At 71.9% G+C, this 26,430-nt stretch carries 23 protein-coding genes; 7 read left to right on the top strand and 16 right to left on the bottom strand.

Annotated elements, in window-relative coordinates; all coding sequences use genetic code 11:
• The first annotated feature begins 124 nt into the window (after positions 1-124).
• Positions 125-1,177, top strand: coding sequence for a neutral zinc metallopeptidase (locus tag K1T34_RS24195; RefSeq protein WP_220246474.1), 1,053 nt, complete (start codon positions 125-127; stop codon positions 1,175-1,177).
• A gap of 4 nt (positions 1,178-1,181) precedes the next feature.
• Here the strand turns inward: K1T34_RS24195 and K1T34_RS24190 are convergent, their stop codons facing one another.
• The gene (locus K1T34_RS24190; RefSeq protein WP_220247381.1) at positions 1,182-1,601 is read right to left on the bottom strand and encodes a hypothetical protein; all 420 of its coding nucleotides are present in this window, start codon (positions 1,599-1,601) and stop codon (positions 1,182-1,184) included.
• A 154-nt stretch (positions 1,602-1,755) separates the two neighbouring features.
• Entirely contained in the window at positions 1,756-2,838 is a 1,083-nt protein-coding gene (locus K1T34_RS24185; protein WP_220246473.1) for a TrkA family potassium uptake protein, read from the bottom strand.
• Between the two features lie 106 nt (positions 2,839-2,944).
• Here K1T34_RS24185 and K1T34_RS24180 point away from each other — a divergent pair, with 106 nt between their 5' ends.
• The gene (locus tag K1T34_RS24180) at positions 2,945-3,328 is read left to right on the top strand and encodes a hypothetical protein (RefSeq protein WP_220246472.1); all 384 of its coding nucleotides are present in this window, start codon (positions 2,945-2,947) and stop codon (positions 3,326-3,328) included.
• A gap of 18 nt (positions 3,329-3,346) precedes the next feature.
• Here the strand turns inward: K1T34_RS24180 and K1T34_RS24175 are convergent, their stop codons facing one another.
• Entirely contained in the window at positions 3,347-6,769 is a 3,423-nt protein-coding gene (locus tag K1T34_RS24175; RefSeq protein ID WP_220246471.1) for an ATP-dependent DNA helicase, read from the bottom strand.
• Positions 6,766-9,939 carry an ATP-dependent DNA helicase gene (locus K1T34_RS24170; RefSeq protein WP_220247380.1) on the bottom strand — a complete coding sequence of 1,058 codons (3,174 nt, stop codon included), beginning with the start codon at positions 9,937-9,939 and terminating at the stop codon, positions 6,766-6,768. Before K1T34_RS24170 ends, K1T34_RS24175 begins: the two co-directional genes overlap by 4 nt.
• 139 nt (positions 9,940-10,078) lie before the next feature.
• On the opposite strand from K1T34_RS24170, the gene K1T34_RS24165 reads away from it, so the two are divergent.
• Positions 10,079-10,405: an MGMT family protein gene (locus K1T34_RS24165; protein ID WP_220246470.1), complete on the top strand. Its 327-nt coding sequence runs from the start codon at positions 10,079-10,081 to the stop codon at positions 10,403-10,405.
• A gap of 27 nt (positions 10,406-10,432) precedes the next feature.
• Positions 10,433-11,254, top strand: a complete 822-nt coding sequence (locus K1T34_RS24160; RefSeq protein ID WP_220246469.1) for a siderophore-interacting protein — start codon at positions 10,433-10,435, stop codon at positions 11,252-11,254.
• Positions 11,255-11,271: 17 nt separating this feature from the next.
• Here K1T34_RS24160 and K1T34_RS24155 read toward each other — a convergent pair whose 3' ends face one another.
• The 3 genes from K1T34_RS24155 to K1T34_RS24145 are packed head-to-tail and all read right to left on the bottom strand — an operon-like array spanning position 11,272 to position 13,527.
• Positions 11,272-11,763, bottom strand: a complete 492-nt coding sequence (locus tag K1T34_RS24155) for a DinB family protein (RefSeq protein ID WP_220246468.1) — start codon at positions 11,761-11,763, stop codon at positions 11,272-11,274.
• Positions 11,763-12,557, bottom strand: a complete 795-nt coding sequence (locus tag K1T34_RS24150; protein ID WP_220246467.1) for a uroporphyrinogen-III synthase — start codon at positions 12,555-12,557, stop codon at positions 11,763-11,765. Before K1T34_RS24150 ends, K1T34_RS24155 begins: the two co-directional genes overlap by 1 nt.
• The gene (locus K1T34_RS24145) at positions 12,550-13,527 is read right to left on the bottom strand and encodes a YafY family protein (protein ID WP_220246466.1); all 978 of its coding nucleotides are present in this window, start codon (positions 13,525-13,527) and stop codon (positions 12,550-12,552) included. Before K1T34_RS24145 ends, K1T34_RS24150 begins: the two co-directional genes overlap by 8 nt.
• A gap of 62 nt (positions 13,528-13,589) precedes the next feature.
• Here K1T34_RS24145 and K1T34_RS24140 point away from each other — a divergent pair, with 62 nt between their 5' ends.
• Positions 13,590-13,988, top strand: a complete 399-nt coding sequence (locus tag K1T34_RS24140) for a DUF3224 domain-containing protein (protein ID WP_220246465.1) — start codon at positions 13,590-13,592, stop codon at positions 13,986-13,988.
• Positions 13,989-13,999: 11 nt separating this feature from the next.
• Positions 14,000-15,118 carry a winged helix DNA-binding domain-containing protein gene (locus K1T34_RS24135; RefSeq protein WP_220246464.1) on the top strand — a complete coding sequence of 373 codons (1,119 nt, stop codon included), beginning with the start codon at positions 14,000-14,002 and terminating at the stop codon, positions 15,116-15,118.
• Here K1T34_RS24135 and K1T34_RS24130 read toward each other — a convergent pair whose 3' ends face one another.
• Entirely contained in the window at positions 15,119-15,592 is a 474-nt protein-coding gene (locus K1T34_RS24130) for a MarR family winged helix-turn-helix transcriptional regulator (RefSeq protein WP_255638681.1), read from the bottom strand.
• A 229-nt stretch (positions 15,593-15,821) separates the two neighbouring features.
• Positions 15,822-15,974, bottom strand: coding sequence for a hypothetical protein (locus tag K1T34_RS53485; protein WP_255638680.1), 153 nt, complete (start codon positions 15,972-15,974; stop codon positions 15,822-15,824).
• Here K1T34_RS53485 and K1T34_RS24125 point away from each other — a divergent pair.
• On the top strand, positions 15,903-16,655 hold the full coding sequence (locus K1T34_RS24125; RefSeq protein ID WP_370643835.1) for an FAD-dependent monooxygenase: 753 nt from the start codon (positions 15,903-15,905) through the stop codon (positions 16,653-16,655). The genes K1T34_RS53485 and K1T34_RS24125 overlap by 72 nt on opposite strands.
• A gap of 36 nt (positions 16,656-16,691) precedes the next feature.
• Here K1T34_RS24125 and K1T34_RS24120 read toward each other — a convergent pair whose 3' ends face one another.
• The 7 genes from K1T34_RS24120 to K1T34_RS24090 are packed head-to-tail and all read right to left on the bottom strand — an operon-like array spanning position 16,692 to position 26,326.
• Positions 16,692-17,528: a DUF3626 domain-containing protein gene (locus K1T34_RS24120; RefSeq protein WP_220246463.1), complete on the bottom strand. Its 837-nt coding sequence runs from the start codon at positions 17,526-17,528 to the stop codon at positions 16,692-16,694.
• Between the two features lie 22 nt (positions 17,529-17,550).
• Positions 17,551-18,654, bottom strand: coding sequence for a uroporphyrinogen-III synthase (locus K1T34_RS24115; RefSeq protein ID WP_220246462.1), 1,104 nt, complete (start codon positions 18,652-18,654; stop codon positions 17,551-17,553).
• Positions 18,651-18,989 carry a nitrite reductase small subunit NirD gene (gene nirD / locus K1T34_RS24110; protein WP_220246461.1) on the bottom strand — a complete coding sequence of 113 codons (339 nt, stop codon included), beginning with the start codon at positions 18,987-18,989 and terminating at the stop codon, positions 18,651-18,653. Before nirD ends, K1T34_RS24115 begins: the two co-directional genes overlap by 4 nt.
• Positions 18,986-21,490: a nitrite reductase large subunit NirB gene (gene nirB, locus K1T34_RS24105; protein WP_220246460.1), complete on the bottom strand. Its 2,505-nt coding sequence runs from the start codon at positions 21,488-21,490 to the stop codon at positions 18,986-18,988. The genes nirD and nirB overlap by 4 nt, the downstream gene beginning before the upstream one ends.
• Entirely contained in the window at positions 21,490-22,827 is a 1,338-nt protein-coding gene (locus tag K1T34_RS24100; protein WP_220246459.1) for a NarK/NasA family nitrate transporter, read from the bottom strand. Before K1T34_RS24100 ends, nirB begins: the two co-directional genes overlap by 1 nt.
• A gap of 32 nt (positions 22,828-22,859) precedes the next feature.
• Positions 22,860-24,275, bottom strand: a complete 1,416-nt coding sequence (locus K1T34_RS24095; protein ID WP_220246458.1) for an FAD-dependent oxidoreductase — start codon at positions 24,273-24,275, stop codon at positions 22,860-22,862.
• Positions 24,272-26,326 (bottom strand): molybdopterin oxidoreductase family protein, encoded by a 2,055-nt coding sequence (locus tag K1T34_RS24090; protein WP_220246457.1) that lies wholly within the window; start codon positions 26,324-26,326, stop codon positions 24,272-24,274. The genes K1T34_RS24095 and K1T34_RS24090 overlap by 4 nt, the downstream gene beginning before the upstream one ends.
• Positions 26,327-26,430 lie beyond the last annotated feature (104 nt).

The following is a 26,430-nucleotide window of genomic DNA, read 5'->3' as shown; positions in this document are numbered from 1 at the left end:
TGCCCTGATGACGCAACCGCCTTACGGCCAGGTGCCGCCTCGCGGGACCGTTCAACCACCGCCGGTCCCGGGTCACGGGCCTGGCAGGCAGGGACCCGCGGGCCCCCCGCCCCAGGGTCCGACGATGCAGGGTCCGTCCCAGGGACCGCCGCAAGGGCCGCCGCCGCAGAGCCCGTGGATGGGCCAGTACCCGCCGCAGCGCTTCCCACCACAGCACCAGAAGAAGTCGCCGGGCGCGATCATCGGGATCGCGCTCGGTGCCGTCACGGTGCTGGTCCTCGGGGTCGTCGCGATCGTCGCGCTGAACCGGCCGAGCCAGAACGTCAACGCCACCGGCTACCAGAACCCGCCGGCACCCGCGCCGACCAGCGCGTTCGAGCTGCCGCCGAACAACGGCTCGTCCTCCACCGCGTCCTCGGCGCCGACGGAGTCCTCCGAACCGAGCTCCGCCGGCCCGCAGAAGATCCTCAAGCTGGCCGACCACCCGATCCTGCAGGACCCCAACGCCGGGCTGCAGAACCGCGTCTGCGACCTGCCGACGTGGCAGAGCACGCAGTCGGGCGCGGAAGCGTTCTTCACCTCGGCCAGCAAGTGCCTCGACGCGGCGTGGGGCCCGTTCCTCCAGGCCTACAACCTGCCGTTCACCCCGCCCGCGCTGCACTTCCCCACCGGGCCGAGCTTCGAAACCGCGTGCGGCACGATCCAGGTCGGCATCGCGACGGCGGCGTACTACTGCGAGGACAACCTGTACGTGCCCTTCGCGGGGCTGCAGACCGACCAGTACGGCAACAACCCGGGTGTTTACCTGGCGTTGTTCGCGCACGAGTACGGCCACCACGTGCAGGAGGTCGCCGGGATCATGGACGCCGCGTGGCAGAAGATCTACGCGGCCGGCCAGAACAGCCCCGAGGGCCTGGAGATGTCGCGGCGCAAGGAGCTGCAGGCCCAGTGCTTCTCGGGCATGTTCCTCGGCGCCCACGTGGACCAGGGCGGCACGATCACCCGCGACATGTACAACAAGGCCTGGAACGACCAGGAGACCCGCGGCGACAACACCTCCCACAGCCACGACCACGGCACCAACGCGCACTACGCCTACTGGTGGCGCCAGGGCGCGAAGGCCAACCGGATCGCCGACTGCAACACGTTCGCGGCGCCTTCGTCCTTGGTCAGCTAGGCGGTCAGTGCAGCAGGGCCAGCTTGCCCGAGCCCCTGATGACCAGGAACGCGTACGTGCCGCCGGCGAAGCACGCGAAGACCAGCAGCACAAGCGCGACCGGGCCGCGCGAGTCCTGAGCGCCCGCCGAGGTGTCGGCCGCGCTGACGGTGATCGGGCCGTCGGCCGGAGCGTCCACGGGCACGCCGACCTCGACGCGTTCGCCCTTGGCGTGGCCACAGCCGTTGAGCGTGCCCTGGCGCGGCTTGCCGCCCAGGCTGAACGTGACGGACTCGACCGGGTTCCCCGCCGAACACGCGGCCGGCTGAGTCACTTCGGCCTGCACGGGCGCGCCGGCCTCGTCGCCCGCGATGCCGAACAGGCCGGGCCCGGCGAGCCACGCCAGCACCACCACGAGCACGCCGGCGGCAGCCGGGATGCCCACCTGCAGCCACCTCTGGACTGAGGTCTTGCTCGTGAGGTCGGAGAGCTGCACGCCGCCATGGTTCCAGATCCACGGGGCAAAACCCAGTGAGGTCCCGACCATCGGCGTCACCCTCCGCCGATCGGCCGTCACCCAGTGGTCAGGAAGTCACGGATCAGGATTCGACCTTGTCGGCCGAGGTGACCTTCTTGACGTACAGCAGCCGGTCGCCCGGTTCGATCGCATCGGCCTGCGGGGCGTCGACGCGGTAGAGCACGCCGTCGCGGACCACGCCGAGCACGATGTCGGGCAGGTGCCGCGGCGAACCGCCCTCTTCGGACGGCTCCACGGCGCGCTCGGCGATCGCCAGCCCCGACTCCGGCGTGATGAGGTCCTCGACCATGTCGACCACGAGCGGCGTCGACGTCGCCATGCCCAGCAGGCGCCCGGCCGTCTCGCTCGAGACCACGACCTGGTTCGCGCCCGACTGCTTGAGCAGGTGGACGTTCTCCGCCTCCCGCACCGACGCCACGATGTGCGACTTCGGCGCCAGCTCGCGCGCGGTGAGCGTGACCAGCACGGCGGTGTCGTCGCGGTTCGGGGCAACGACCACGGCCTTCGCGTGCTGCACGCCGGCCACCCGCAACACGTCGGCCCTGGTCGCGGAACCGTGCACGGTCACCAGGCCCATCGAGCTCGCCGCCTCCAGCGCCTGCTGGTCGGTGTCGACCACGACGATGCGGCTGGGCAGCACGTCCTCGTCACCGAGCAGCGCGTTGACGGCCGAGCGGCCCTTGGTGCCGAATCCGACGACGACGGTGTGGTCACGCACCTTCGTCCTCCACTTCTGGATCTTGAATGCCTGCCGGGAGCGCTCCGTGAGCACCTCCAGCGTGGTCCCGACGAGGACGATGAGGAAGAGCACGCGCAGAGGCGTGATGATGAGGACGTTCACGAGCCGCGCCGAGGCCGAGGCCGGCGCGATGTCGCCGTAGCCGGTCGTGGAGAGCGAGACGGTGGAGTAGTAGATCGCGTCGAGGAAGGACACCCCGTCGCCGTTGACGTCGCGGTAGCCGCCGCGGTCGGCGAACACGATCAGCACCGTCGCCAGCAGGGCGAGCAGCGCGCCGATGATCCGCTTGACGATCGAGCGCATCGGGCTCGTGGTGAACTCCGGCATGCGGATCACGCCGACGAGCTCGTGGTCGGGGCGATCGTTGAGCCGGACGTTCAAGGGCAGCCGTTTCAAGGCTTTCATGCACCGGCTCCCCGCGGGTGTTCGGCGTCACTCACAGCGGGGAGGATAGCCGAAGGTCATCGCCCGCACACCCGTCGCGCTGATCACGTTGTGGCAGGCTGGACGCATGTCCGACTCGAGCAGGCCGCAACGGCCCGCGTACTGGCTGGCCGGTTTCCTCGCCTCCGCGGGCCTGACGCACTTCCTGCGCCCCAAGCAGTACGACGCGCTGGTACCGGAGGAGCTCCCCGGTTCGCGTCGCGCGTGGACGTACGTCTCGGGCGCCGCCGAGCTCGGCGTGGCGGCGGCCATCGCGCTGCCCCGGACCCGCCGGCTGGGCGGGCTCGCGGCGGCGCTGCTGTTCGTGGGCGTGTTCCCCGGCAACGTGAAGATGGCGCTGGACTTCGAACGCAAGAAGCTGGCGGCGCCGGTGCGCGCGGCGGCCTGGTTCCGGTTGACAGCACAGTGGCCGCTCGTGAAGTGGGCGTTGAAGGTTCGCGACAACGCCTGAGTCATTCGCGCGGGACAGTCATTCGCGCGGGACACGGCGGAGCAGGTCCCTCAGGCCTTCGGCGTCCAGGAGGTCGGCGGGGCTGAGCGTGTGCCCGTGGCGGACGTAGTGGAACGCGGCGCGCACGCGGTCCACCGGCACGTTCTTCAGCGCCGCCCACGCGAGCCGGTACGCGCCGAGCTGCACGGCCAGCGCGGGCAGGCGGTCGGCTGACGGGACGGAGCCGGTTTTCCAGTCCACCACGGTCCAGCCGCCGTCGGGATCCGCGTAGACGGCGTCCATCCGGCCGCGCACGGTGATGCCCTCGACGTCGGCCGAGAACGGCACCTCCACGGCCAGCGGCACGCGCTCGGCCCACTCGCTGCGTTCGAAGGCTTCTTGCAGTACTTCGAAATCGGAGTCGGGGGCCTCGCCGACGTCGGCGGCGCCGGGCAGGTCGTCGATCTCCAGCAGGCCCTCGCCGGAGAAGCGCTGTTCGAGCCAGGTGTGGAACGCGGTGCCGCGGCGGACGAAGGTGTTGGGCGGCAACGGAAGCGGGCGTCGTAGCTTCCGGGCGAGCGCTTCGGCGTCGGCGGCGAGCTCCACGAGCTGGCTCACGGAAAGCTGGGTGGGGAGTACGACTCGGTCCACAGTGGCCTGGGCGCGGGCGCGTTCGGCGAGCAGCACGTCGGTGTCGGCGGCCCAGCCGTCGGGGTCTTCAGGGTCGACCTCGTCTTCGTCGTCTTCGGCGTCTTCCTCGTAGGTTTCTTCGTCCGCGTAAGGTTCTTCGTCGAACTCGTCGGGTTCGGGCGGGAGCGGCACCTCGTCGTCTTCGGCGACGTCGAACAGTTCCGGCTGCTCGGGTTCGGCCTTCACCGGCGCAGGTTCTGTCTCTTCGGGTGCTTCGGGCAGCGCCGCCATCGCCGCGAACACCATCTCGACGCCCGTCGACACCCCGGTCCGCCGGTCGCCCAGCGGGTCGACGGGCCAGCTCGCCTTGCGGGAGTCCGCGACCAGCGGGTTCTCCTCGTCCTCGGCGGGCTCGTCGGCCCACGCGTCGAGCACGCCGATCGGCGGTTCGGCCGCGCGCAGCACGTCGGCGATCTCCGTGAGGAACACCGACGGTCCCTTCGCGCGCGTGCTGCTTTCGTTCCACCAGTGACCGGACACGATCAGCGCGCGTTCCGACCGCGTCAACGCGACGTAGCAGAGCCGGCGTTCCTCGTCGGCCTCCCGCTCGACGAAACCCTCCTCGTGCAGTTCGAGGGCCTCCTGCACCTCCTTGCGGTCGAAGCCGTCGGAAACGCGCAGCTCAGGCAGGTCGGCCGAGTCGCCGCGCAGCAACGCGGGCAGCGACGTCGCCGTGCGCAGCCACGACGAGGACCGGCGCTTGCTCGGGAACACCTCCGCGACGAGGTGCGGCACGGCCACGACCTCCCACTCCAGCCCCTTGGCGGAGTGCACGGTGAGCACCTGCACGCGGTCGGGCACGACCTCGACCTCGCCGGGCGTGAGGCCGTCTTCGGCGTGGGCAGCGGTGTTGAGGTAGTCCACAAAGGACAGAAGGGTCGCGGTCGGCGCGGTCTCGGCGTAATCGGTGACGACCTCCGCGAACGCGTCGAGGTGCGCGCGGCCGGCCGAGCCCGGCCGGGCGAGGGACTCGACGTCGAGCAGCATCGTGCGTTCGACGTCGGCCACCAGCTCGGGCAACGACTGGTCGAGGCGCCGCCGCAACGCCGCCAGCTCCGAGCCGATACGCCGGATTCGCCGGTAGCCGTCCGCGGAGTAGCGCTCGGGCTTGCCGGGTTCGTCGACGGCGTCGATGAGCCCGGCCTGCTCGGCGCGTTCGGTGACCAGCACGGGTTCGTCTTCGGAATCCGCCTGTGGCACGGGCGAAGACAGCTCCCCCGCGCGCCGCCACAGCGCGGCCAGGTCCGCCGCCGCGAGCCGCCAGCGCGCGCCCGTGAGCAGGCGGGCCGCCGCGCTGCCGGCGAGCGGGTCGGCCAGCACCCGCAGCGTGCTGACGAGGTCGGCGACCTCCGGTTCGTCGAGCAGCCCGCCGAGACCGACGACCTCGACCGGCAGCCCGCGCATCCGCAACTCGGCCGCGATCGGCGCCATGTCCGCGCGCCGGCGCACCAGCACGGCGGCCGTCGGCGGCTTGCCCGTCTCCTCTTTCTCGGCGAGCCAGCGCCGAGCCAGCGCGTCGGCCACCCACTCGCGTTCGGCTCGAACATCCGGCAGCAGTGCCACGGCGATGTCGGCCGGGCCGGCGCCCTCACGCGCCCGCAGTGGCTCGACGCCGAGGCCGCGCGCCCGCAACGGCTCGGCCACGGCGTTGGCCAGGTCCAGGATCTGCGGCGGGTTACGGAAGCTCGTGAGCAGGCCGAACTCGTGCGCGGGCGCGAGCCGCCCTTCGGCGTGGCGCGGGAAGTCGGTGGTGAAGCGCGGCAGGTTGGCGGCCGAAGCGCCACGCCAGCCGTAGATGGCCTGCGCCGGGTCGCCGACGGCGGTGACCGGCATCGGCGCGTGGTCTCCCCCGCCGAACAGCGACCGCAGCAGCACGCGTTGCGCGTGGCCGGTGTCCTGGTACTCGTCGAGCAGCACGGCGCCGTAGCGCTCGCGTTCACCGGTGATCACGGCCGGGTAGCCGTCGGCCAGCTGCGCCGCGAGCGACATCTGGTCGGCGAAGTCGAGCGCGCCCTCGGCCCGCTTGCGCCGGTGGTAGGCCTCGACGAGCGGCAGCAGCGCGAGCCGGAACCGTTGCGCAGCCATCACTTCCTGCAGCTTCTGCGGCAGCGCCGTCCGCTGGCCCTTGGCGCGCGGAGCGTTCTCGATCACCTCGCACAGCCACGTCGTGTACTGGGCGAGCCGTTCGGTCGACACGAGGTGCTCGCCGAGCTCCCCGGCCAGCGCGAGCAGCTGCGCCGTGACCGAGGACGGCACGCGGTCGGTGTCGAGGTCGTCGTCCCAAGTGGACACCACGCGGTGCGCGAGCTGCCACGAAGACGTCTCCGAAAGCAGCCGCACGCCCGGCTGCACCGGCAGCCGCAGGCCGTGCTCCGACAACAGCCGCCCGGCGTAGGCGTGATAGGTCAGCACGGTGGGCTCACCGGCGACGACCGTGGCGCGCAACCCGCCCGACGGGTCGAGCTTCTCCAGCAGCCCGGACCCGGCCAGGCGGCGCAGCCGGGCGCGCACGCGCTCGCCGAGCTGGCGCGCGGCCTTGCGGGTGAACGTCAGGCCCAGCACGCGTTCGGGGCTCACGATCCCGTTGGCCACCAGCCACACCACGCGCGCGGCCATCGTCTCCGTCTTGCCCGCACCGGCGCCCGCGACGACCAGCGACGGCTCCACGGGCGAGGCGATGACCGTGGCCTGCTCGGGGGTCGGGCGGTGCAGGCCCAGTGCGTCGGCGATCTCCGCGGGCTCGACCGGGTTGGCGATGAGCCGCAAGCTCACGGGCCGGTCACCTGCCTGCCCTCGGGCCGCAGCGGGCAGCAGCTGCGGGCGGGACAGCGGTCGCAGTCGGGGTTCTCGTGGGCTTGGTAGCCGGGCCCGGCCGCGGCGGCCGCCGCGGAACGCACGAGGTCGAGCCACTGCCGGCCGCCGTCGTCGTCGAGCGGCGGCTGGTCGCGTTGCGTGGCGCCGGTCTTGTTGTTGGTCTTCGCGACGTAGACCAACCGCGCACCACCCGGGGTGTTCTTGCCCTCGATCGCGCCGAGCAGCACGGCGAGCTGGTACGCGGCGAGCTGCGGGTGCTGCTCGGCGTCGGCGCTGGACACGGGCACCTTGCCGGTCTTGATGTCCACGATCACCGGGCGGCCGTCCTTGTCCAGCTCCACGCGATCGACGCGGCCGCGCAGCATCACGCGCACCTCGTCGTCGCCCATCGGCAGCTCGACCTCGATGTCCTGCTCGACACCCGCCTCGATCAGCTCCTTACGGCTGCCCTCCAGCCACGCGACGAAATTGCGTAGCATCTGCTCCACGCGGTTGCGCTCGCGCCGGGAGAACCACGGTGCGCCGGCGTCCACGCGCACCCACGCGTCGTCGAGCGCGGCCTGGATCTGGTCTTCGGTGCGCCCGCCCGCGACGGCCTGCGCGAGGCCGTGCACCAGCGTTCCCGTGACCGCGGCGAGCTGCGCGGGGTCGCTGCCGCCGTGGCGTTCGACGAGCCAGCGCAGCGGGCACTTCACCAGAATTTCCACTGTGGACGGTGAGATCCGCATGAGGTCACCGGGTTTGTGCACCGGTTCGTCGGTGGAAGACGGCAGCAGGCCGTACCACGTGCTGGGGTGCGCGCCGGGCACGCCGGCGTCGGCCAGCCGTGCGAGCTGCTTCGCCGCGCGGGCACGACGTTCGGGGTCGGCCTTGTCGTCGCACACGACCTCGCGCAGCTCGCCGACGAGCTCGGCCAGCACCAGCGAACGGCCGGGTGGCTTCATGCGGGAGTCGAGCGCGCCGTCGTCGGCGCCGTTCTCTTCCAGGTCGTCGAGGAAGCGGGACGGCTGCTCGTCCTCGCCCGCCACGGCCGTGACCAGCAACGTCCGGCGTGCGCGGGCGGCGGCGACGTAGAACAGGCGCCGCTCCTCGGCGAGGATCGGGGCGATGGCGGAGACCTTGTCGCCGTCGTCTACTCCCGACAGCAGGTCGACGAGCCGTTCCACACCGAGCACGGAGCCGCGCAGGCGCAGGTCCGGCCACGCACCTTCCTGCACGCCCGCCACGGCCACGACCGTCCACTCGCGACCCGCGGCCGCGTGCGCGGTCAGCAGCGACACGCCCTCGCCCGGGATCGCGGCGGGCGCCAGCGTGTCCCCCGCGATGTTCTGCGACGACAGGTAGTCGGCGAACGACGCGACGCTCGCGCGCGGCAGCCGGTCGACATAACGACCGGCGGCGTCGAACAACGCGACCACGGCGTCGAGGTCACGGTCGGCCTGCGCACCGAGCGAGCCGCCGCGGTCGACGAACCGCAGCAGCCGTTCCTGCAGGCCACTGGCCTCCCACAGCTCCCACAGCACTTGTTCCACGCCTTCACCGCGAGCGACCGCCTGGTGCGTGACGCTCAGCAGCTTGCCGACGCGCCGCACCGGCGTCGCCTCGGCGTCGGCGAGCCCGACCAGGATGTCGCCGCCGCGCAGGGCTTCCACGAGCAGCTCGTCGCTGGAGCGCTGGCCGCCGCCGGCCAGCTCGAGCCGGCGCAGGCCGCGGCGGACCCGGCGCAACGCGAGCGGGTCGGCCCCGCCCAGCGTCGAGGACAGCAGCATTTCGGCGAGGTCGACGTCGAGCAGCTCCGGTTGGGCCGCGATCCGCAGCACGGCCAGCAGCGGCCGGACGGCGGAGTGCTTGGCCAGCGGCAGCTCTTGCGTCGCCGAGCCGATCGGCACCCCGGCCGCGCGCAAAGCTCGTTGCAGCACCAGGAAAGTCCGCGCGGGCGAGCGCACGAGCACCGACATCTCGGACCACGGCACACCGTCGATGAGGTGGGCGCGGCGCAGCTGGTCGGCGATCCAGCTCGCCTCGGCGGCCGGCGTCGGCATCAGCCGAACGCGGACTTTGCCCCCGCGTTTTCCCGGGGGAGAAACGAGTTTCCGGTGTTGCGACGCGCCCGGCAGCGTGGCGCCGAGCTTCGTCACGGCCTCGCGCACGGCCGGGGCGAGCCGGTGGGAGGTGGTGAGCGTGACCGTGCGGTCGCCGTCAGAGTCCGCGTCGGCAAACAGCCGGGGATCGGCTCCGCGGAAGGAGAACACGGACTGGTCGGGGTCACCGGCCACCACGAACTCGGCCGCGGTCTGGCCGATCTGGCGGATCAGCTGGACCTGCAGCGGGTCGAGGTGGTGGGCGTCGTCCACGAACAGGTGCCGCACGCGGCCGCGTTCGCGCTCGCGCAGCTCCTCGTCGTCTTCGAGAGCGAGCAGGGCGGAGGTGACCAGCTCGGCGGCGTCGAGCGCGGGCGCGCTGCGGACGCCGAGCGCATTGCCGCCCGCGCCCTGCAGCTGCGTGACCTCCTCGTACTGCGCCCAGAAATGCCCAGCCGCCACCCACTCCTCGCGGTCCTTGCGGTGGCCGAGCGCCACGAGGTCCTCGGGACCGAGCCCTCGCTCGGCCGCGCGCATCAGCAGGTCGCGCAGCTCCTCGGCGAAGCCCGGCACGAGCAGGGCCGGACGGAGCTGGTCGGGCCAGTCGGGGGCGCCGATCTCTAGATCGCCCTGCAGCAGGTCGCGCACGACGACGTCCTGCTCCGCGCCGGCCAGCAACCGTGGCGGCGGCAGCTCTTCGGCGCGGGCTTCGAGGCGAAGCAGCGAAAACGCGTAGGAGTGCACCGTGCGCACGAGCGGTTCACTCACCGTGCGCGGCAACACCGACGACTGCTCGGGATCGGCCGTGAGGCGGCGCGTGATGTCGGCCCGCAGCGCGTCGGCCGCGCGGCGTGAAGCGGTGAGCACGAGCACACTCTCCGGGTCGGCGCCGTCGGCGATGCGGCGCGCGGCCGCGGTGGCGAGCAAGGTCGTCTTGCCGGTGCCGGGCCCGCCGAGCACGCGGAGGAACCCGGCGGGTGCGGACAGCAGCCGGCGCGCGCCTGCGTCCCAGGTGAACGTGGGTGCGCCGACGGCGGGCGGGCGCACGAGCCGCGCCCTGCCCTGCGCCGTTCTCCGCCCGTTCACGCCTACGATGGAAGCACGCTGACACGCACGGGTGGCGCACCGGCACGCAGTTGCGCGACCGGCGGTCGAAACTGTCGGTGGCGTGCGGCACAGTGCTCGGGTGGACGACGAACTTCACGAACGGATCCGGGCTGTGATCAGCGACGTGCCGGCGGGCACGGTGGCGACGTACGGTGACATCGCCGCACTCAGCGGCGCTCCTTCACCCCGGCTCGTCGGGCGCGTGCTCGCTGAAGACGGGCACGACCTGCCGTGGCAGCGGATCCTGCGCGCCAACGGCACTCCGGCGCCGCATCTGGCCCACCGACAGCTCGAACTCCTGCGCGCGGAAGGCGTGCTCGCCGACGGCCAGCGCGTGAACCTGCGCGAGTACCGCTGGCGTCCCGACGGGCTGCCGCAGGAGGAGGAACCCGAAGGTCTGTTTTAACCCCGCCACTTAGGTTAGGTTTGCCTAATGGCATTGCTGACTGCGCACCGCGGCCGGGTCACCGCGGTCCGGCGGGTCACCCCGCACATGGCCAGGGTCACGTTCGACTGCGCCACGCTCGCCGCGACCGAAGGCTTCGGACCCGACGCTTACCTGAAGGTGTTCTTCCCGCTCGACGGTCAGGACGAGCCGCAGCTGCCGCCCCCGCCGACGAGCGGCGACGTGGTGTCCTGGTACCAGTCCTACCTCGCGATGCCCGACGAGGTCCGGCCGCCGATGCGCACCTACACCGTGCGCGCGTTCCGGCCCGCGCTCGGCGAGGTGGACATCGACTTCGTGCTCCACGACGACACCCTGGGCCCGGCCTCGGCGTGGGCCGCGCAGGCGGCGGAGGGCGACCGGGTCGCGTTCGTGGGGCCGCACAGCCTGTACGAGGTGCCGGAAACCGCCGAGTGGCAGCTGCTGGTCGGCGACGAGACGGCGCTGCCCGCGATCGGCGCGATCGTGGAGAACCTGCCGCGGTCGACACGGGCTTCGATCTACGTCGAGATCCCGGACCGCGCCGAACGCCAGACGTTCGACACGGCCGGTGGCGTCGAGCTGCACTGGGTCGTGCGCGGCACCCGGCCCCACGGCGAAGCCCTGCTCGATGCCGTGCGCGCCGCGAACCTGCCCGGTGGCGCGCCGTACGCCTGGGTTTCGGGCGAGGCCAACGTCGTGAAGCACGTCCGCCGGCACCTCGTGCGCGAGCGCGGCTTCGACAAGGACACGATCTGTTTCACCGGCTACTGGCGCCACGGCCTCAGTGAGGAAGCGGTCGGGCGCGAGCGCGTGGCTGCAATTTCCTGAGCTGTGGCTTCCTGAGCTCAGACGGCCAGGATCTGTTCGCGCAGGATGTCGGCGTGGCCGCAGTGGTGGGCCAGCTCCCGCAGCACCTGCAGGTACACCCAGCGAACGGTGCGCGGGCCGGACCGGTGGCCGGTCACGACGGCGTCCAGCGCCAGATCCGCGACCACCGTCCGGGCCGTGGCGCAGGCTTCCCGGTAGGCCGCCGTGACCGAGGCGACGGTGTCGTCGTCGGCGAGCCGGAACGACTCGTCCGGACTCCGCACCAGCCCGAGCTCACCGCGGGACGTCCCACCGACGCATTCCTCGAACCACACCCGCTGCATCCAGGTGACGTGCTTGAGCAGCCCGAGCGGCGTCGTGGCCGACGCCACGAGCCGACGGCGGGCCTGCTCCTCGGTGAGCCCGTCGAGCGTCATCTCGATGCCCACGCGGTATTCCTCGATGAACGCCTCGAGCTGAGTGCGTTCGTCGTCCAGCGGCACCGCGAACGAACCCCTGAACTCACCCATCAAGCCCTCCCCAACGTCGAGACCACCAGCTTCACCAAAGCACCGAGCCGTTGCCGGTCCGGTTGGCACGTCGGAATGCCCTGCGCTTCGAGCGGGGCCGCCGTCACCGGGCCCACGCAGAAGGTCTTGATCCGGCCCGCGCGCACCACGTCGAGGGCGCCGGTGCCGGCGGTCAGGGTGAGGAAGTTGGTGGCGGCCGGGGCGCTGGTGAAAACGAGGGCGTCGACTTCGCCCGCCTGGATGTCATGTGCCAGGGAGAGGACCGGGGCAGTGTCGGCGGGTGAGTGCCAACGGTAGGGCTGCACCGCGACCACCTCGGCGCCGACCAGCTGCCCGGTGAACTCCGGCAGTGGAGCGCCGTGCAGCTGGACGGCAACGCGGGAATCGACCACACCCGCGGACACCAGCGCGGCGAACAGCTCGGCGTTGCTCTCCCCCGGCGCCGAGAACTCCTCGCGCAGCCCCGCTCCCCGCACCGCGCCCACGGCTTTCGGGCCGCGCGCGAAGATCCGCGACGAGCCCAGCGTCGTGAGCAGGTCGTTCTTGAGGCCCCAGCCGTCGGCGGCGGCAAGCCAGCCGCGGAAGCCGGCACCGGTCGTGACGGCCGTGAAAGCAACCGGCGCGGCGAGCACGGCTTCGGTGCTGAGCCGCAGCTCGGGGTCTTCGGCGAGGGGCACGATGGTGATCGTCGGCGCGTGGCGCACCTGCGCGCCGTAGCGGAGCAGTGCGGAGATGAGGTCCTCGGCGCGGCGCTCGGCCGTGACGCCGATCCGCACCCCGTCCAGCTCACCCATAGGTCGCGCCCATCTCCCTGATCGCCTCCGCGAGCTGCGCCCGCAGGTCCGCTGGCTCGAGCACCTCCAGGTGCGGCCCGAACCGCAGCAGCTCGCCGATCGCGGGTTCACCCGGCTCGACCGGCAGCCGCATCGTGAGCCAGCCTTCCTCATCGGCGACCGCGCCGCCGTCCAGGGCCTCGCGCAGCGCCCGCGCCCCCACGCTGCCCGCGTAGAACGGCAGCAGACCCTGCGCCCGCGGCGACAGGCGCACGGTCGCGAGCCGCGGGTACATGCGCCGCTCGAACTGCTCCGACCACTCCTGCCAGTAACGAGGCAGGTCGAAATCCGCCGGTCGCTCGAAAGCCTCGCCGAGGTCCGTCAGCTCGAGGATCCGGGAAATCCGGTACGTGCGATCGGACCCCTCGCACCGGCCGGCAAGGTACCAGTTTCCCGCCTTGAGAATCAGGCCGAGCGGCTCCAGCACGCGCTCGACCTCGCGTTGGCCCCAGCGTTCGTAGCGGATCCGGACGCGGTGGCTCGACCACACGGCGTCGGCGACCGCGGACAGCACCGGCAGGCTCTCGATCCCGCGGTGCCACCCGGGCACGTCCAGGTAGAACCGCTCGGCGACGCGACCCGCGCGGCTGCGCAGCTCCTTCGGCAACGCGGCATACAGCTTGAGCTGCGCTGCCGCCAGCACCGTGCCGAGGCCCAGCTCCGCCGCGGCCACGGGCAGGCCGGCCAGCGAAAGCGACTGCGCCTCCTCCTCGGTGAGCCCGGTCAGCCGCGTGCGATAGCCGTCGACCAGCTGGTAGCCGCCGGTGCGGCCGCGGTCGGCGTAGACGGGCACGCCGGAAGCCGACAGCGCGTCGATGTCGCGGTAGACCGTCCGGACGGAGACCTCCAGCTCGGCGGCCAGCTCTTCGGCCGTCATCCGGCCACGGTTCTGCAGCAGGAGCAGCACCGTGAGCAGCCGGGACGCGCGCATGAATCGAGTATGACCGAAAATCCTGACACAAGCTGACAGGTATGGGCGGTTGAGTGGGTCCCATGAACACGTTCAGCATGAAGAACTGGGACGAACACCTCGCCAGCGGCAGCGAAGGCGGCCCGCGCGTGGCCTACGCGCACGCCACGATGGAGTACAGCGGCGTGATCGAAGGTGATTCGATCTGCGATTACCTGCTGTACTACGCGGGCGAGGGTTACGACGGCGGCGGCACCACGTCGCCGAGCTTCGAACGGTTCGACGCGACCGTGGACGGTCGTCGCGGCACGTTCGTGGTCCGGCACGAGGGTGGCTTCGACCCGAAGGGCATCTGGTCGAAGTTCGACGTCGTGGCCGGCTCCGCGACGGGCGAGCTCACCGGCCTGACCGGGTCGGGCACGGTGAAGGGCACGATGGGCGAACCGACGGTGTCGTACACCTTCGACTACGCGCTGAGCTGAAGGAGGCCGCTGTGCTGGAGGTGTCACGCAAGCAAGTGATGGCGTACCGGGTCGCGCGGCACGGGCTGCACCGGGACTTCGCGGACCCGGTGGCGTCGCCGCTGTTCGACCTCGGTCTGCAGGACAGCATGCGTGACACCGCCCTGCTCGCCCTCTCGGCGCGGTCTTCGACACCGGTGGAGCCGACGTCCCTTGTGGACGATCCGCGCGTGGTGCTCGTCTGGTCCCACCGCGGCGCCCCGCACTTCCACCGGCGCGAAGACCTGCGCGAGCTCGTGACGTCGCTGATCCCCCTCGACGACGCCGACGCCCTGGCCCGGATGCTGTGGCAGAAAAAGGAAATCGGCGCGACGGGCGTGCCCGCGTCGGAGGTGCTCTTCACCGCGGCGCGGGCCATCCGCAAGGTCGTGACGCAGCCGATGTCGAAGGGCGCGGTGAGCGCCGCCGCCACGCGCGAGCTGCCACCCGAGTACTCCCGCTGGTGCCGCCCCTGCAACGCCACGCACATCCAGGAGCAGCTCATGCGCCTGGCCACCCTCCACGGCGGCGTGCGCCTGGAAGCCGACCAGTCCCCGGCGACGCTGGCGCCGTTGGAAGACCGTGGCCGCATGCGCACTTCGCCCGACGCGGCGGCCGTGTCGCGCGTGGTGCGCGGCTACCTCGTTGCCAACGGCCCCGCCACCCAAGGCGACGCGGCGGGTTTCGTGGGCACGGCGAAGACGGCTCTGTCGGCTGCGTGGCCTGATGATCTGGTCGAGGTCAAAGTGGACGGTCGCCGGGCGTTCCTGCCCGCCGATCAGGTGGCTGCGCTGGAGAATCCGCCGTCGCCGTCGGTGGTTCGGTTGCTGCCGCCGCTGGATCCGTTCACGCAGGCCCGTGACAAAGCCGTGCTGGTGCCGGACAAGGCCCGCGCGAAGGAAGTGTGGAAGATCCTCGGCAGCCCCGGCGCGTTGCTGGTGGACGGCGAGCTGATGGGCGTCTGGCGCACCCGCGGTTCAGGCAAACGCCTGGCCGTCACGGTGACCACGTTCGACCCGCTTCGCGCGGCGGATCGGGATGCGGCTGAGGAAGAAGCTTCCCGGGCCGCCACGGCTCGCGGGTACGCGGATTTCTCCGTCACCTGGGGCTAGTCACTCCACTTCGGACAGCCGGGCCGTCAGGTCGTCGACGAACCGGTTCAGCAGCGTGCCGAACGTCCGCTGGTCCTCGATCGACCAGTCGGCCACCGCCTCGGTGAACCAGCTCAGGACGGTCTGCAGGTAGCGCCCGGCCGCGGCGACGCCGTCCGGCGTGAGCTCGATGAGGCGGGCGCGCTGGTCGTCGGGGTCGGTGACGCGGCGGACGAGCCCGCGCTTCTCCAGCGTGTTCAGGTGGCGCGTGACGTGCGGCCCCACGACCTGCATACGTGTGGCGATCTCGCCGACGCGCAGCGGCTTGCCCGCCATCTGCAGGGTGATGATCACGGTGAGCGCCGGCCGGTCGAGGGCGAGGCCGGCCTGCTCCATGGCGCGTTCCCCGAGGTGGCTGCGGTTGAGCACCGTGCTCAGCTGCATCAGGCGCGGCAGCACCGTCATCGGGTCGAGCCGGCCTTCTGTGTCGCTCATCACACCTCTTGCATACCTAAGTTAGCTATATAGTTGCCTCGAGCGCAGGAGTCGTCCAGGGCCCGTTGCGCTCGCGAGAAGCATACCTAACTTAGCTATCGAGGGGCACCATGACCACCGTCCTGATCTCCGGCGCCAGCATCGCCGGCCCCGCGCTGGCCTACTGGCTGCGTGAATACGGCTTCGACGTCACCGTCGTCGAGAAGGCCGAGGCCCTGCGCGGCGGCGGCTACCCCATCGACATCCGCGGCACCGCCCTCGGCGTGGTCGAACGCATGGGCCTGATGCCGGCCGGCGCCGCACGTTCGACCTGGTCATCGGCGCCGACGGCCTGCACTCGGGCGTCCGCGCGCTGGCGTTCGGCCCGGAGGAGCAGTTCCACCGCTACCTCGGCTACTGCTTCGCCGGTTTCACGATGCACAACGACTTCGGCTTGGCCCACGAAGGCGTCCTCTGGTCCACCCCGGGCCGCGGCGCCGCCCTCTACGCCGTGGGCGACAGCGACACCATCTTCGGCTTCCTCAACTTCACCCGCCCCGAGCCACCCTTCGACGCCTTCCGCAACCCGGCCGCCCAGCGCGAGCTCGTCGCCGAGGTCTTCGAAGGCGACGGCTGGGAGATCCCGCGCCTGGTCGCGGCCATGCGCACGGCCGACGACCTGTTCTTCGACATCGTCAGCCAGATCCACCTGCCTCGCTGGTCCTCCGGCCGCGTCGCCCTCGTCGGCGACGCCGCCCACGCGCCGTCGTTCCTCACGGGCCAGGGCTCCAGCACCGCGCTCGTCGGCGCCTACGTGCTGGCGGGCGAGCTGGCCTCGCACGCCGACCACACCGCCGCGTTCGCCGCCTACGAACAGACCGCGCGCCCGTTTGTCGAGGCCAACCAGGCCCTCGTCACCGTCGGCAACGCCACCATGTTCCCCGCCACGCCCGAAGCCCTTGCCGAACGCAACGCCGGCCTGCGCGAACTCACGACGCTGCCCGTCGGCCCGGGCCGCCCGGAGCACAGTGCACTGGTACTGCCGGACTTCACCGGTCGACGGCCGGCCGGCAGCCGCGTCTGACCGGGTTACGTCCTTTTCGGACAGTCCGGTGCGCGCTCATCCTCGAAGCTCGGCAGAGCCGAACCTCGCCACGTAGTGCCAGACCCGCTTGAGTGCCTGCTCGTCGTGCCGGCCGGCGCGCGACGCGTCACCGAGAACACGGGGATCGAGGCGGCCGTCGCGGGCCAGCGATTCCCCGAGCCGCACGACCTCCGAGCCTCGGTACTCCGGATGCCGACGCAGTTCGCTCGTAGCCAGGACAAAGCCCCCGTGCCATTCGACGGCGCACGGCAACCGGGCGGCAGCGGCCTCGATCGGAGTGCCGCGGTAGCAGGGGTCCAGCACCACAGCTTCGACGTCGGCGTGAAGATCGAGCACACCGTGGACGTGCGCTTCGACGTAGTCGTCGAGCGGATCCGGGTCGTCCGCCAGGGCTGCCGCGATCAGTGCCCACAGGCTCGACGCGACGCCGAATCGCCGGGGTTCGAAGAAGCTGTCGGGGTAGCAGAACGTGGTGCGAGCCAGAACCGGCCCGGCCAGGCGCAGGTGGGCCGACCCGAAACGCGGTGAGCCACCGATCCGGCGTCGGCGGAAGTTCAGCGAACCGTACTTCGGCCGCTGCGCCGGCGGTGCGTCGTCGTAGGCCCCGGCGAAGATCCGGCTCTCCCAGCGCCAGCGGGCGCCGCCGGGGTGCGCGGTGAGGCCCCCGTTGCCCGTGCCGGTCTCGAACTGCGACCGGTACACCGCGTCACGAGCCAGCAGTTCCAGAATCGGTGTCCCTGCGACGAGCCGATCCGGGTGGAAGTGCAGGGTCACTCGCCACGACGGGTCCGCGGGCGCACCGGCCGCGAGGGTTGCCATGTGGGCGATCGCGGTCTCGTGCGGCTGCGGCATGGCTCCAGTATCCGCGCCGGCCTCACCGGTCGACGGCCAGCCGGTAGCCGCGTTTGACCACGGTCTGGATCACGGCCGGGCCGCCGAGGGCGGTGCGCAGGCGGCCGATCGCTGTCTCCACCGCGTGTTCCTCGCCGCCGCCCGGGAGGGAGGTGGTGAGTTCGCGGCGGGAGACTACGCGGCCGGGTGAGTGGGCCAGGGCACGGAGCAAGGCCATGGGGGCGGGGGCGATGTCGTGCCAGTCGCCGTCGAGGAGGACGGCGTGGCCACGCAGTTCCAGCGCGTGGCCGGCGACGGAGAGGCACGGGGTGCGGGCCAGGAGCGCGTCGGCGACGGTGCGGGCGAGGGCGCCGAGGCGGGAGCGCGCGGGCTGGACGGTGGGGATGCCCAGCGCCGCAAGGGGTGCGGCCGTGATGGGGCCGACGCAGGCGACGACCACGCGCGACGTCAGGGCGTCGACCAACGCCGGCAGACGGCCGGTGCGGCGGGCCAGGGCGAGCGTCGAAGCGGCGGCCGGCGCGGAGGTGAAGGGCAGGGCATCGACGGTGCCGTCGAGCACGGCGTCCACCAGGCGGTCGAGCGGGCCCGGGTCGGCCGGGCCGACCCAGCGGTAGACGGGGATCTCGATCACCGACGCACCCGCCGCCCGCAGGGCCTCGGTGAAGAACGGCAGGGGCTCGCCGTGGAGCTGGACGGCGATCGTCAAACCGTCCACACCGGACGCCAGCAGGTGCTGCAGCACGCCCGCGTTGCTTTCGGACGGTGGGGAATAGTCCTCCGACAAGCCCGCGGCCCGCAGGGCGCCCGTGGCTTTCGGGCCACGGGCGACGAGGCGGGCGCGGGCAAGGTGGGCCAGCAGCGCATCGCCGAGGTTCCAGCCCTCGGCGGCCTCCACCCAGCCACGGAAGCCGATGCCGGTGGTGGCGACCACTACATCCACGGTGGACCCCAGCAGCCGCACGGTGGCCGCGTGCAGCTCCGTGTCGTCGGCGAGCGGGACGATCCGGATGGCCGGGCCGTACCGAACGGCAGCCCCCTTGCGCACCAGCAGCGCGCCGAGCTCGTCCGCCCGGCGCGCCGCGGTGATGCCGGCTACGAAACCGGCCAGCGGGAGCACGTCCGTCACGGGGAGCCCACCTCGACGATCCCTTCCCGCACGCGCACGCGATAGACCGGCACGGAAACACCCGGCGCGTCCAGACACTGTCCGGTGTGGAGCGAGAACCGTTCCTTGTAGACCGGGGACGTGACCACGGGCTCACCCCCGGCGTCGCCCACGATCCCGCGCGACAGCACCGCCGCGGCACTGCACGGATCCCAGTTGGACAGAGCGAACCACTGCGAGCCGACGTGGAACACGGCCACCTGCTCGCCCTCCACCAGCGCCGCCACGCCGGAGCAGTCGCCCACCCGCGAGACCGCGCACACCGCCGTCCAGGTCCGTTCGATCGATGTCGTCATCGCCGCACCTCCGGAACGCCCAGCAGTACCGGAACCCGTTGGAGGCGCTCCGGCCGGAACGAGATCGACGGGTCCGGCGTGCCCGGCGCGTTCACGAACGAGCTGAACCGCGCCAGCTTCTCCGGATCCTCCAGCACGCCGCGCCACTCGTCTTCGTAGTCCGTGACGTGCTTGGCCATCGCGGCGTCGAGGTCCTCGCAGATGCCGAGGCTGTCGTCCACGATCACCGCGCGCAGGTGCTCCAGGCCGCCGTCGAGCTCCTCCAGCCACGGTGCCGTGCGCTGCAGCCGGTCGGCCGTGCGGATGTAGAACATGAGGAACCGGTCGATCGTCCGGATCAACGTCGGGGTGTCCACATCGGACAGGAACAGCTGCGCGTGGCGCGGGGTGGCGCCGCCGTTGCCCCCCAGGTAGAGGTTCCAGCCGTGCTCGGTCGCGATCACGCCGAAGTCCTTGCCGCGTGCCTCCGCGCATTCCCGCGCGCAGCCGGAGACGCCGGACTTGATCTTGTGCGGCGAACGCAACCCGCGGTAGCGCAGTTCCAGCTCGATCGCGAGGCCGACGCTGTCCTGCACGCCGTAGCGGCACCAGGTCGACCCGACACACGACTTCACCGTCCGCAGCGCCTTGCCGTACGCGTGCCCGGACTCGAACCCCGCGTCCACGAGCCGCCGCCAGATCTCCGGCAGCTGGTCCACCGTCGCGCCCAGCAGGTCGATCCGCTGGCCTCCGGTGATCTTCGTGTACAGCCCGAAGTCCTTCGCGACCTGCGCGATCACCATCAGCTTCTCCGGCGTGATCTCGCCACCGGGGATGCGCGGGACCACGGAGTAGCTGCCGTTGCGCTGCAGGTTGGCGAGGAACTTGTCGTTCGTGTCCTGCAGCGTCGCTTGTTCACCGCCGAGGATGTGGCCGTTGCCGAGCGTCGCCAGGATCGACGCGACGGCCGGCTTGCACACCGCGCAGCCCGAACCCGTGCCGTAGCGGCTGACCAGCTCGCTGAACGTGGTGATGCGCGTGGCCCGCACGATCTCGAACAGCTCCGCCCGCGAGTGCGCGAAATGTTCGCAAAGCGCCGTCGACTGTTCGACTCCGCACGCGTTGAGCAACTTCGCCAACATCGGCACACACGAGCCGCACGACGTGCCCGCTCGCGTGCACGCCTTGAGCTTGCCGACCGAGTCGCAGCCCTCCTCGTGGATGGCCCGCGTCAGCGCACCCTTGGAAACGCCGTTGCACGAACAGATCTGGGCCTCGTCCGGCAACGCCTCCACTCCGACCGCCGCGCCGCCGCCGGCCGGCGCGAGCAGCGCACCCGGCTCCGCGGGCAACGGACGGCCGACCAGTGCCCGCAGCGTGTGGTACTCGGCCGCGTCGCCCACCAGCACGCCGCCGAGCAGCGTCCGGCCGTCGTCGGTGACCACGAGCTTCTTGTACGTCCCTGCCACGGCGTCGTTCACCGCGACTTCCAGCGCACCTTCGGTTGCCGCGTGCGCGTCGCCGAAGCTGGCGACGTCGACACCCATCAGCTTCAGCTTCGTGGCCGTATCGGGCTCCGGGAACGACGCCGCTCCCCCGGTGAGCCGCGCCGCGACGACCTCCGCCATCGCGTACCCCGGGGCGACGATCCCGTACACCCGCCCCTCGACGGCCGCGCACTCGCCGATCGCGAACACGGCCGGATCGCTGGTGCGGCACTCGGGGTCCACCAGCACCCCACCGCGTTCGCCCACGGCCAGGCCACACTCACGCGCCAAGTCGTCGCGTGGGCGGACACCCGCGGAGAACACCACGAGGTCCACGTCCAGCTCCGTACCGTTGCCGAGCTTGGCCAACAGCCTTGACCCGTCAGCCTCGAGGGCGTCCGTCGCCGTTCCCGTGTGGACAGTCACGTCGAGCTGCTGGATGAGCCGGCGCAGCAGCGCGCCACCACCCTCGTCGACCTGCAGCGGCATCAGCCGCGGCGCCATCTCCACGACGTGCGGCGACAAGCCCATGTCCCGCAACGCCTTCGCGGCCTCCAGTCCGAGCAGCCCGCCGCCGATCACCACCGCGGACCGTCGCCCACGGCCCGGCTTCGAGGCAGCCACCCGGATGGCATCCAGGTCGTCGATCGTCCGGTACACGAACACACCCGGCAGCTCCCGCCCCGGCACCGGCGGCACGAACGGCCGCGAGCCGGTGGCCAGCACCAGAGCGTCGTACTCCTGCACGCGACCGGTCGCGGTCGTCACCGTACGAGCTGCCCGGTCGACCGCCGCCACGGCGTCACCGAGGCGAAGATCCACAAGGGAATCGTCCGCGTAGTCCGCGCCCGGCAGGGCCAGCGCGGCCGGATCCCACGTGTCCACATAAGACGTCAGCGCCACCCGGTCGTACGCGGGCCGGTTCTCCTCCGCCAGCACCACGACCCGCCACTCGCCGGCCGTGTCCGCCGCGCGCAGCGCCTCCACGAGCCGGTGCGCGACCATGCCGTGCCCGGCCACCACGAGTGTCCTCATCAGACCTCCGCCCCGGCCAGCGCGACCTGCGCCCGCACCGCGGGCTTGCGCAGGTACACCACCCACGTCACGCCCACGCACACCGCGTAGAACACCAGGAAGCCGACGAACGCGGGAATCCCGCTGTGCGCGTCGGCGAACGACTGCCGGAACGCGAGGTTGATGAACAACCCGCCCAGTGCGCCGATAGCCCCCGCGAGCCCGATCAACGCACCCGACAGGCGACGGGCCTTGAGCAGTTCCGCGGCCTCGTCACCACCGAGGTCGATGGCCGCGCGCGCCTTCACCTGGAAGATCGCGGGGATCATCTTGTACGTCGAACCGTTGCCGATGCCCGTCAGGACGAAGAGGACGATGAACGCGACCGTGAACAACCCCAGCGAGTTCGCCGACGAAGCCAGCACCAGCACCACCGTGGCGAGCGCCATCAAGCCGAACGTCGCGAACGTGACCCGGCCGCCGCCGAGCCGGTCGGACAGCCGGCCGCCCAGCGGCCGGGCCAGCGAACCGAGCAGCGGCCCGAGGAACGTCACCGCCGCCGCCTGCAACGGCGTGCGGCCGAACTGGTTCTGCAGCACCAGCCCGAACGCGAAGCTGTAGCCGATGAACGACCCGAACGTGCCGACGTACAGCAGCGACATCACCCACGTGTGTCCATATCGGACGACCTCACGCATGGCCTTGGTGTCACCGCGGACCGTGGCGAGGTTGTCCATGAACAGCGCCGCGCACAAAGCCGCGATCACGATCAGCGGCAGGTAGATGAACAGCACCAGCCGCGGCGCGGTCGCACCCACTGTGCCGATCACCAGCAAGCCGACCAGCTGGATCACCGCGACACCCAGGTTTCCGCCGCCCGCGTTGAGGCCGAGCGCCCAGCCCTTGTACCGCTCCGGGTAGAACGTGTTGATGTTCGTCATCGACGACGCGAAGTTCCCGCCGCCGACGCCGCCCAGCGCAGCCATCAGCACGAACGTGCCGAGCGACGTTCCGGGGTGCAGCACGATCGCCGTCAGCACCGTCGGCACCAGCAGCAACGCCGCGCTGAAGATCGTCCAATTGCGACCGCCGAACTTCGCGACGGCGAACGTATAAGGCAGCCGCATGATCGCGCCCACGAGCGTCGGCGTGGACACCAGCAGGAACTTGTCCGCCGCCGAGAACCCGTACGCGGGGCCCATGAACAGCACGACGACCGACCACAGTGTCCAGATCGAGAACCCGATGTGCTCGGCGAACACGGAGAACCACAGGTTGCGGCGGGCGATCCGCTTCCCGGTCGTCTCCCAGAAGGTCTCGTCCTCGGGTGTCCAGTGCTCGATCCAGCGATTCTTCACGGCGTCCTCCTTGGCAAGAGAGAGTCGGGTGCTCACTGCGCCGCCAACCAGCCCGCGACGGCCGACACGGTGTCGTGGCAGCCGCCGCAGCCGGTGGTGGCGCGGGTGGTGCGGGCGAGCGCGGCGACGTCGGTGGCGCCACCGCGCCACGCGTCGACGAGCCGGCCCTTGGTCACGGCGTTGCACCGGCAGATCAGCGCCGACGCCGGCAGGTCGGCAGGGCTCGCGGCGGCCGGCGCGCCCGCGGGCAGCGCGCGGCCGAGCAGCACGGCGAGCCGGTCTTCGGGCAGCGGGATGCCGCGGTCGTGGAACTGCGTGACGGTGGCCGCGGCGTCGGGCAGGCCGAGCAGGATCGCGCCGGTCACGCGGTTGTCGCGGACCACGAGCTTGCCGTAGCGGCCGCCGGACGGGTCGTCGATCGTGAGCACGTCGGCGTCGTCACTCGCGTGCGTCTCGCCGAGCGCGGTCAGGTCGACACCCCGCGCCTTCAGCCGCGTGACCACGCTCGTGCCTCGGTAGCGCGCCGCGGTGTCGGCGCCGGTGAGGAGGTCCGCGAGCACCGCGGCCTGCTCCCACGCGGGTTGCACGAGCCCGGCCGGTGCGTGTGCGTGGCGCGCGCAGTCACCGAGCGCGTGAATGCGGCCGTCGCTGGTGCGCAGCAGGTCGTCGACGAGCACGCCGCGGTCCACCGCAAGCCCGGCGGCCTCGGCCAGCGCCGTGTCCGGGCGGACGCCGGCGGCGACCACCACGAGGTCGGCCGGGACGAAGCTGCCGTCGTCGAGCTTCACGCCGTCGCCAGGCAGGTGGCGCGCGGCCGTCGCGTCGAAGCGGAAGGTCACGCCCAGCTCGGCGAGCCGCCGCGCGAGCACGCGGCCGGCGCCGGCATCGAGCTGGCGTTCCATCGGGTGGCCGTGCGGGTGCACCACGGTCACATTCGCGCCGCGCCCGGCGAGGCCCCGTGCGGCCTCGAGGCCGAGCAGCCCGCCGCCGAGCACCACGACCGGAGCACCGGGCCGGGCGGCGTCGAGGATGCGGGTGCAGTCGTCGAGGGTCCGGAACATCGCGACGCCCGGCCCCGGCTCGAGCCCTTCGACCGGCGGGAGCCACGGCGTGGCGCCGGTGGCGAGCACGAGCGCGTCGTACTCCAGCGGGCCGTCGGTGGTCTCCACACGACGGTTCGCGCGGTCGACCCCGGTGACGGACGTGGCCAGCCGCAGGTCGACGCAGGACCGAGCCGCCCAGTCCTCGTCGTGCAGCCGCACCGTCGCCGCGCTCAGCCCGCCCGCGAGCACGGACGACAGCAGCACCCGGTTGTACGCGGGATGCGGCTCGGCGCCGACGATCGTCAGCCGTACCCGCTCCGCCGACGGGTCCCGGCGCCGCAGCTCGTCGGCCAGCCGGGCGCCGGCCATGCCGTAACCGGCCACGACCACGTGCCGGGCTCTCATGCGGCCACCCCGGCATCCACTCTGGACAGTGCGACCGCGCACACCTTGAACTCCGGCATGCGGCTCACCGGGTCGAGCGCCGGGTTCGTCAGGAGGTTCGCGCGCCCCTCGCCGGGAAAGTGGAACGGCAGGAACACCAGGTCGGGCCGCAGCGAGGCGACGCACCGCACGCGGGCGACCGTCTCCCCGCGTCGCGAACGGACCAGCGCCCGCTCCCCCTCGGCGAGGCCCGCGCGGGCGGCGGTGTCGGGGTGGACCTCCACGAACACCTCGGGCACGACGTCCACCAGCTCCGGGATCCGGCGCGTCTGGGCGCCGGACTGGTAGTGCTGGAGCACCCGGCCCGTGGTGGCCTGCAAGGGAAACTCGGCGTCCGGCAGCTCCGCGGGCCCGGTGTGGTCGACGGCGGCGAACCGAGCGCGGCCGTCCGGGTGGGCGAAGCGATCGAGGAACATCCGCGGGGTTCCGGGGTGCTCCGCGGAAGGCACCGGCCAGTGCAGCGCCTCACCGGAGCGCAGCCGGTCGTAGGTGATGCCGGAGTAGTCCGCCGTGCCGCCCTTGGAGGCCGCGCGCAGCTCGTCGAACACAGCCGGGGCGTCCACCGGGAACCGCTCGGCGGGCTGACCGAGCCGGGTGGCGAGCTCCCGCAGCACGTCGAGGTCGGACCGGACGCCCACCGGCGCGTCGACGGCCTTGCGGCGCAGCAGGATCCGGCCCTCGAGGTTGGTGAGCGTGCCGTCTTCCTCGGCCCACTGCGTCACGGGGAGCACAACGTCAGCGCGCTCGGCCGTCTCCGACAGCACGAAGTCGGCGACCACGAGGAGGTCCAAAGCGGACAGCCGATCTTGGACGCGGCGGGACCGCGGCGCCGACACCACGACGTTGCTGCCGAACACCAGCAACGCCTTCGGCCCGCCCTCCTGCCCCAGCGCCTCGAGCAACTCCGTCGCCGAACGCCCCGGCCCCGGCAGGCTTTCCGGCGCGACACCCCACACTCCGGCCACGTGCTCGCGCGCGGCCGGGTCGTCGATCTTCCGGTACCCCGGCAGCTGGTCCGCCTTCTGCCCGTGCTCGCGCCCGCCCTGGCCGTTGCCCTGACCGGTGAGGCAGCCGAACCCGGAACCGGCGCGACCGGGCAGCCCCAACGCCAGCGCCAGGTTGATCCACCCGCTGACGTTCGCCGTCCCCGTCGCGTGCTGCTCGGTGCCCCGCGCAGTCAGCACGTACGCGTTGTGCGCCTCACCCAACATCTCGGCAGCTCGGCGTTGATCGGCCGCCGCAACCCCGGTCACGCGCTCGGCCCGCTCCGGCCACCACGCAGCGGCGAGGCGCCAGGCTTCGTCGAACCCGTTCGTGCGAAGATCCACATAGGACTTGTCGAGATGCCCCTCGGCGACCACCGCGTGCAGGATTCCCGACGCCAAAGCCAGATCCGTCCCCGGTGCCGGCGCGAGGTGCAGGCTCGCGAGCTCGGCCGTCGGCGTGCGCCGCGGGTCGATCACGATCAGCTCGGCACCGCGCAGGTGCTGCACGAACGGCGGCATCGTCTCCGCCGGGTTCGCCCCGGCCAGCAGCACCACGTCCGCTTCGGCCAGATCCGTGACGGGGAACGGCAACCCGCGATCGGCCCCGAACGCCTTCAGCCCCGCCGCCGCGGCCGACGACATGCAGAACCGGCCGTTGTAGTCGATCTGCGACGTCCCCAGCGCGACCCGCGCGAACTTCCCCAGCAGGTAAGCCTTTTCGTTGGTCAGCCCACCGCCGCCGAACACCGCGACGGAGTCGGGCCCGTGCGACGAACGCAGCTCACGCAGCTTCGCCGCCACGAGGTCCAGCGCCTCGGCCCAGCTCACCGGCGTCAGCTCACCGTCACGCCGGATCAGCGGTGTGGTCAGCCGATCGCCGGAACGCAGGAGCTCCCCGGACGTCCAGCCCTTCTGGCACAGGCCACCCGCGTTGACCGGGAAGTCGCGCGGAGTGACGCGCGTGCCGGCCAAGCGCATTCCGCACTGCAGCGCGCAGTAGGGGCAATGCGTGTCGACGTGCGGCACGGGCGCTCCTCGGGGTCGGCGATGGCCCCGACGCTAAGCACGCCGTGTTACCTGGAGATGCCTGATTGTTTCAGGCAGTTGACATCACTCGCCACTTTCCGCGA

This window comes from Amycolatopsis sp. DSM 110486, from assembly GCF_019468465.1.
Classification (GTDB): Bacteria; Actinomycetota; Actinomycetes; order Mycobacteriales; family Pseudonocardiaceae; genus Amycolatopsis.
The sequence above is the reverse complement of the archived record's forward strand: the minus strand, read 5'-3'. Positions and strand labels throughout refer to the sequence as shown.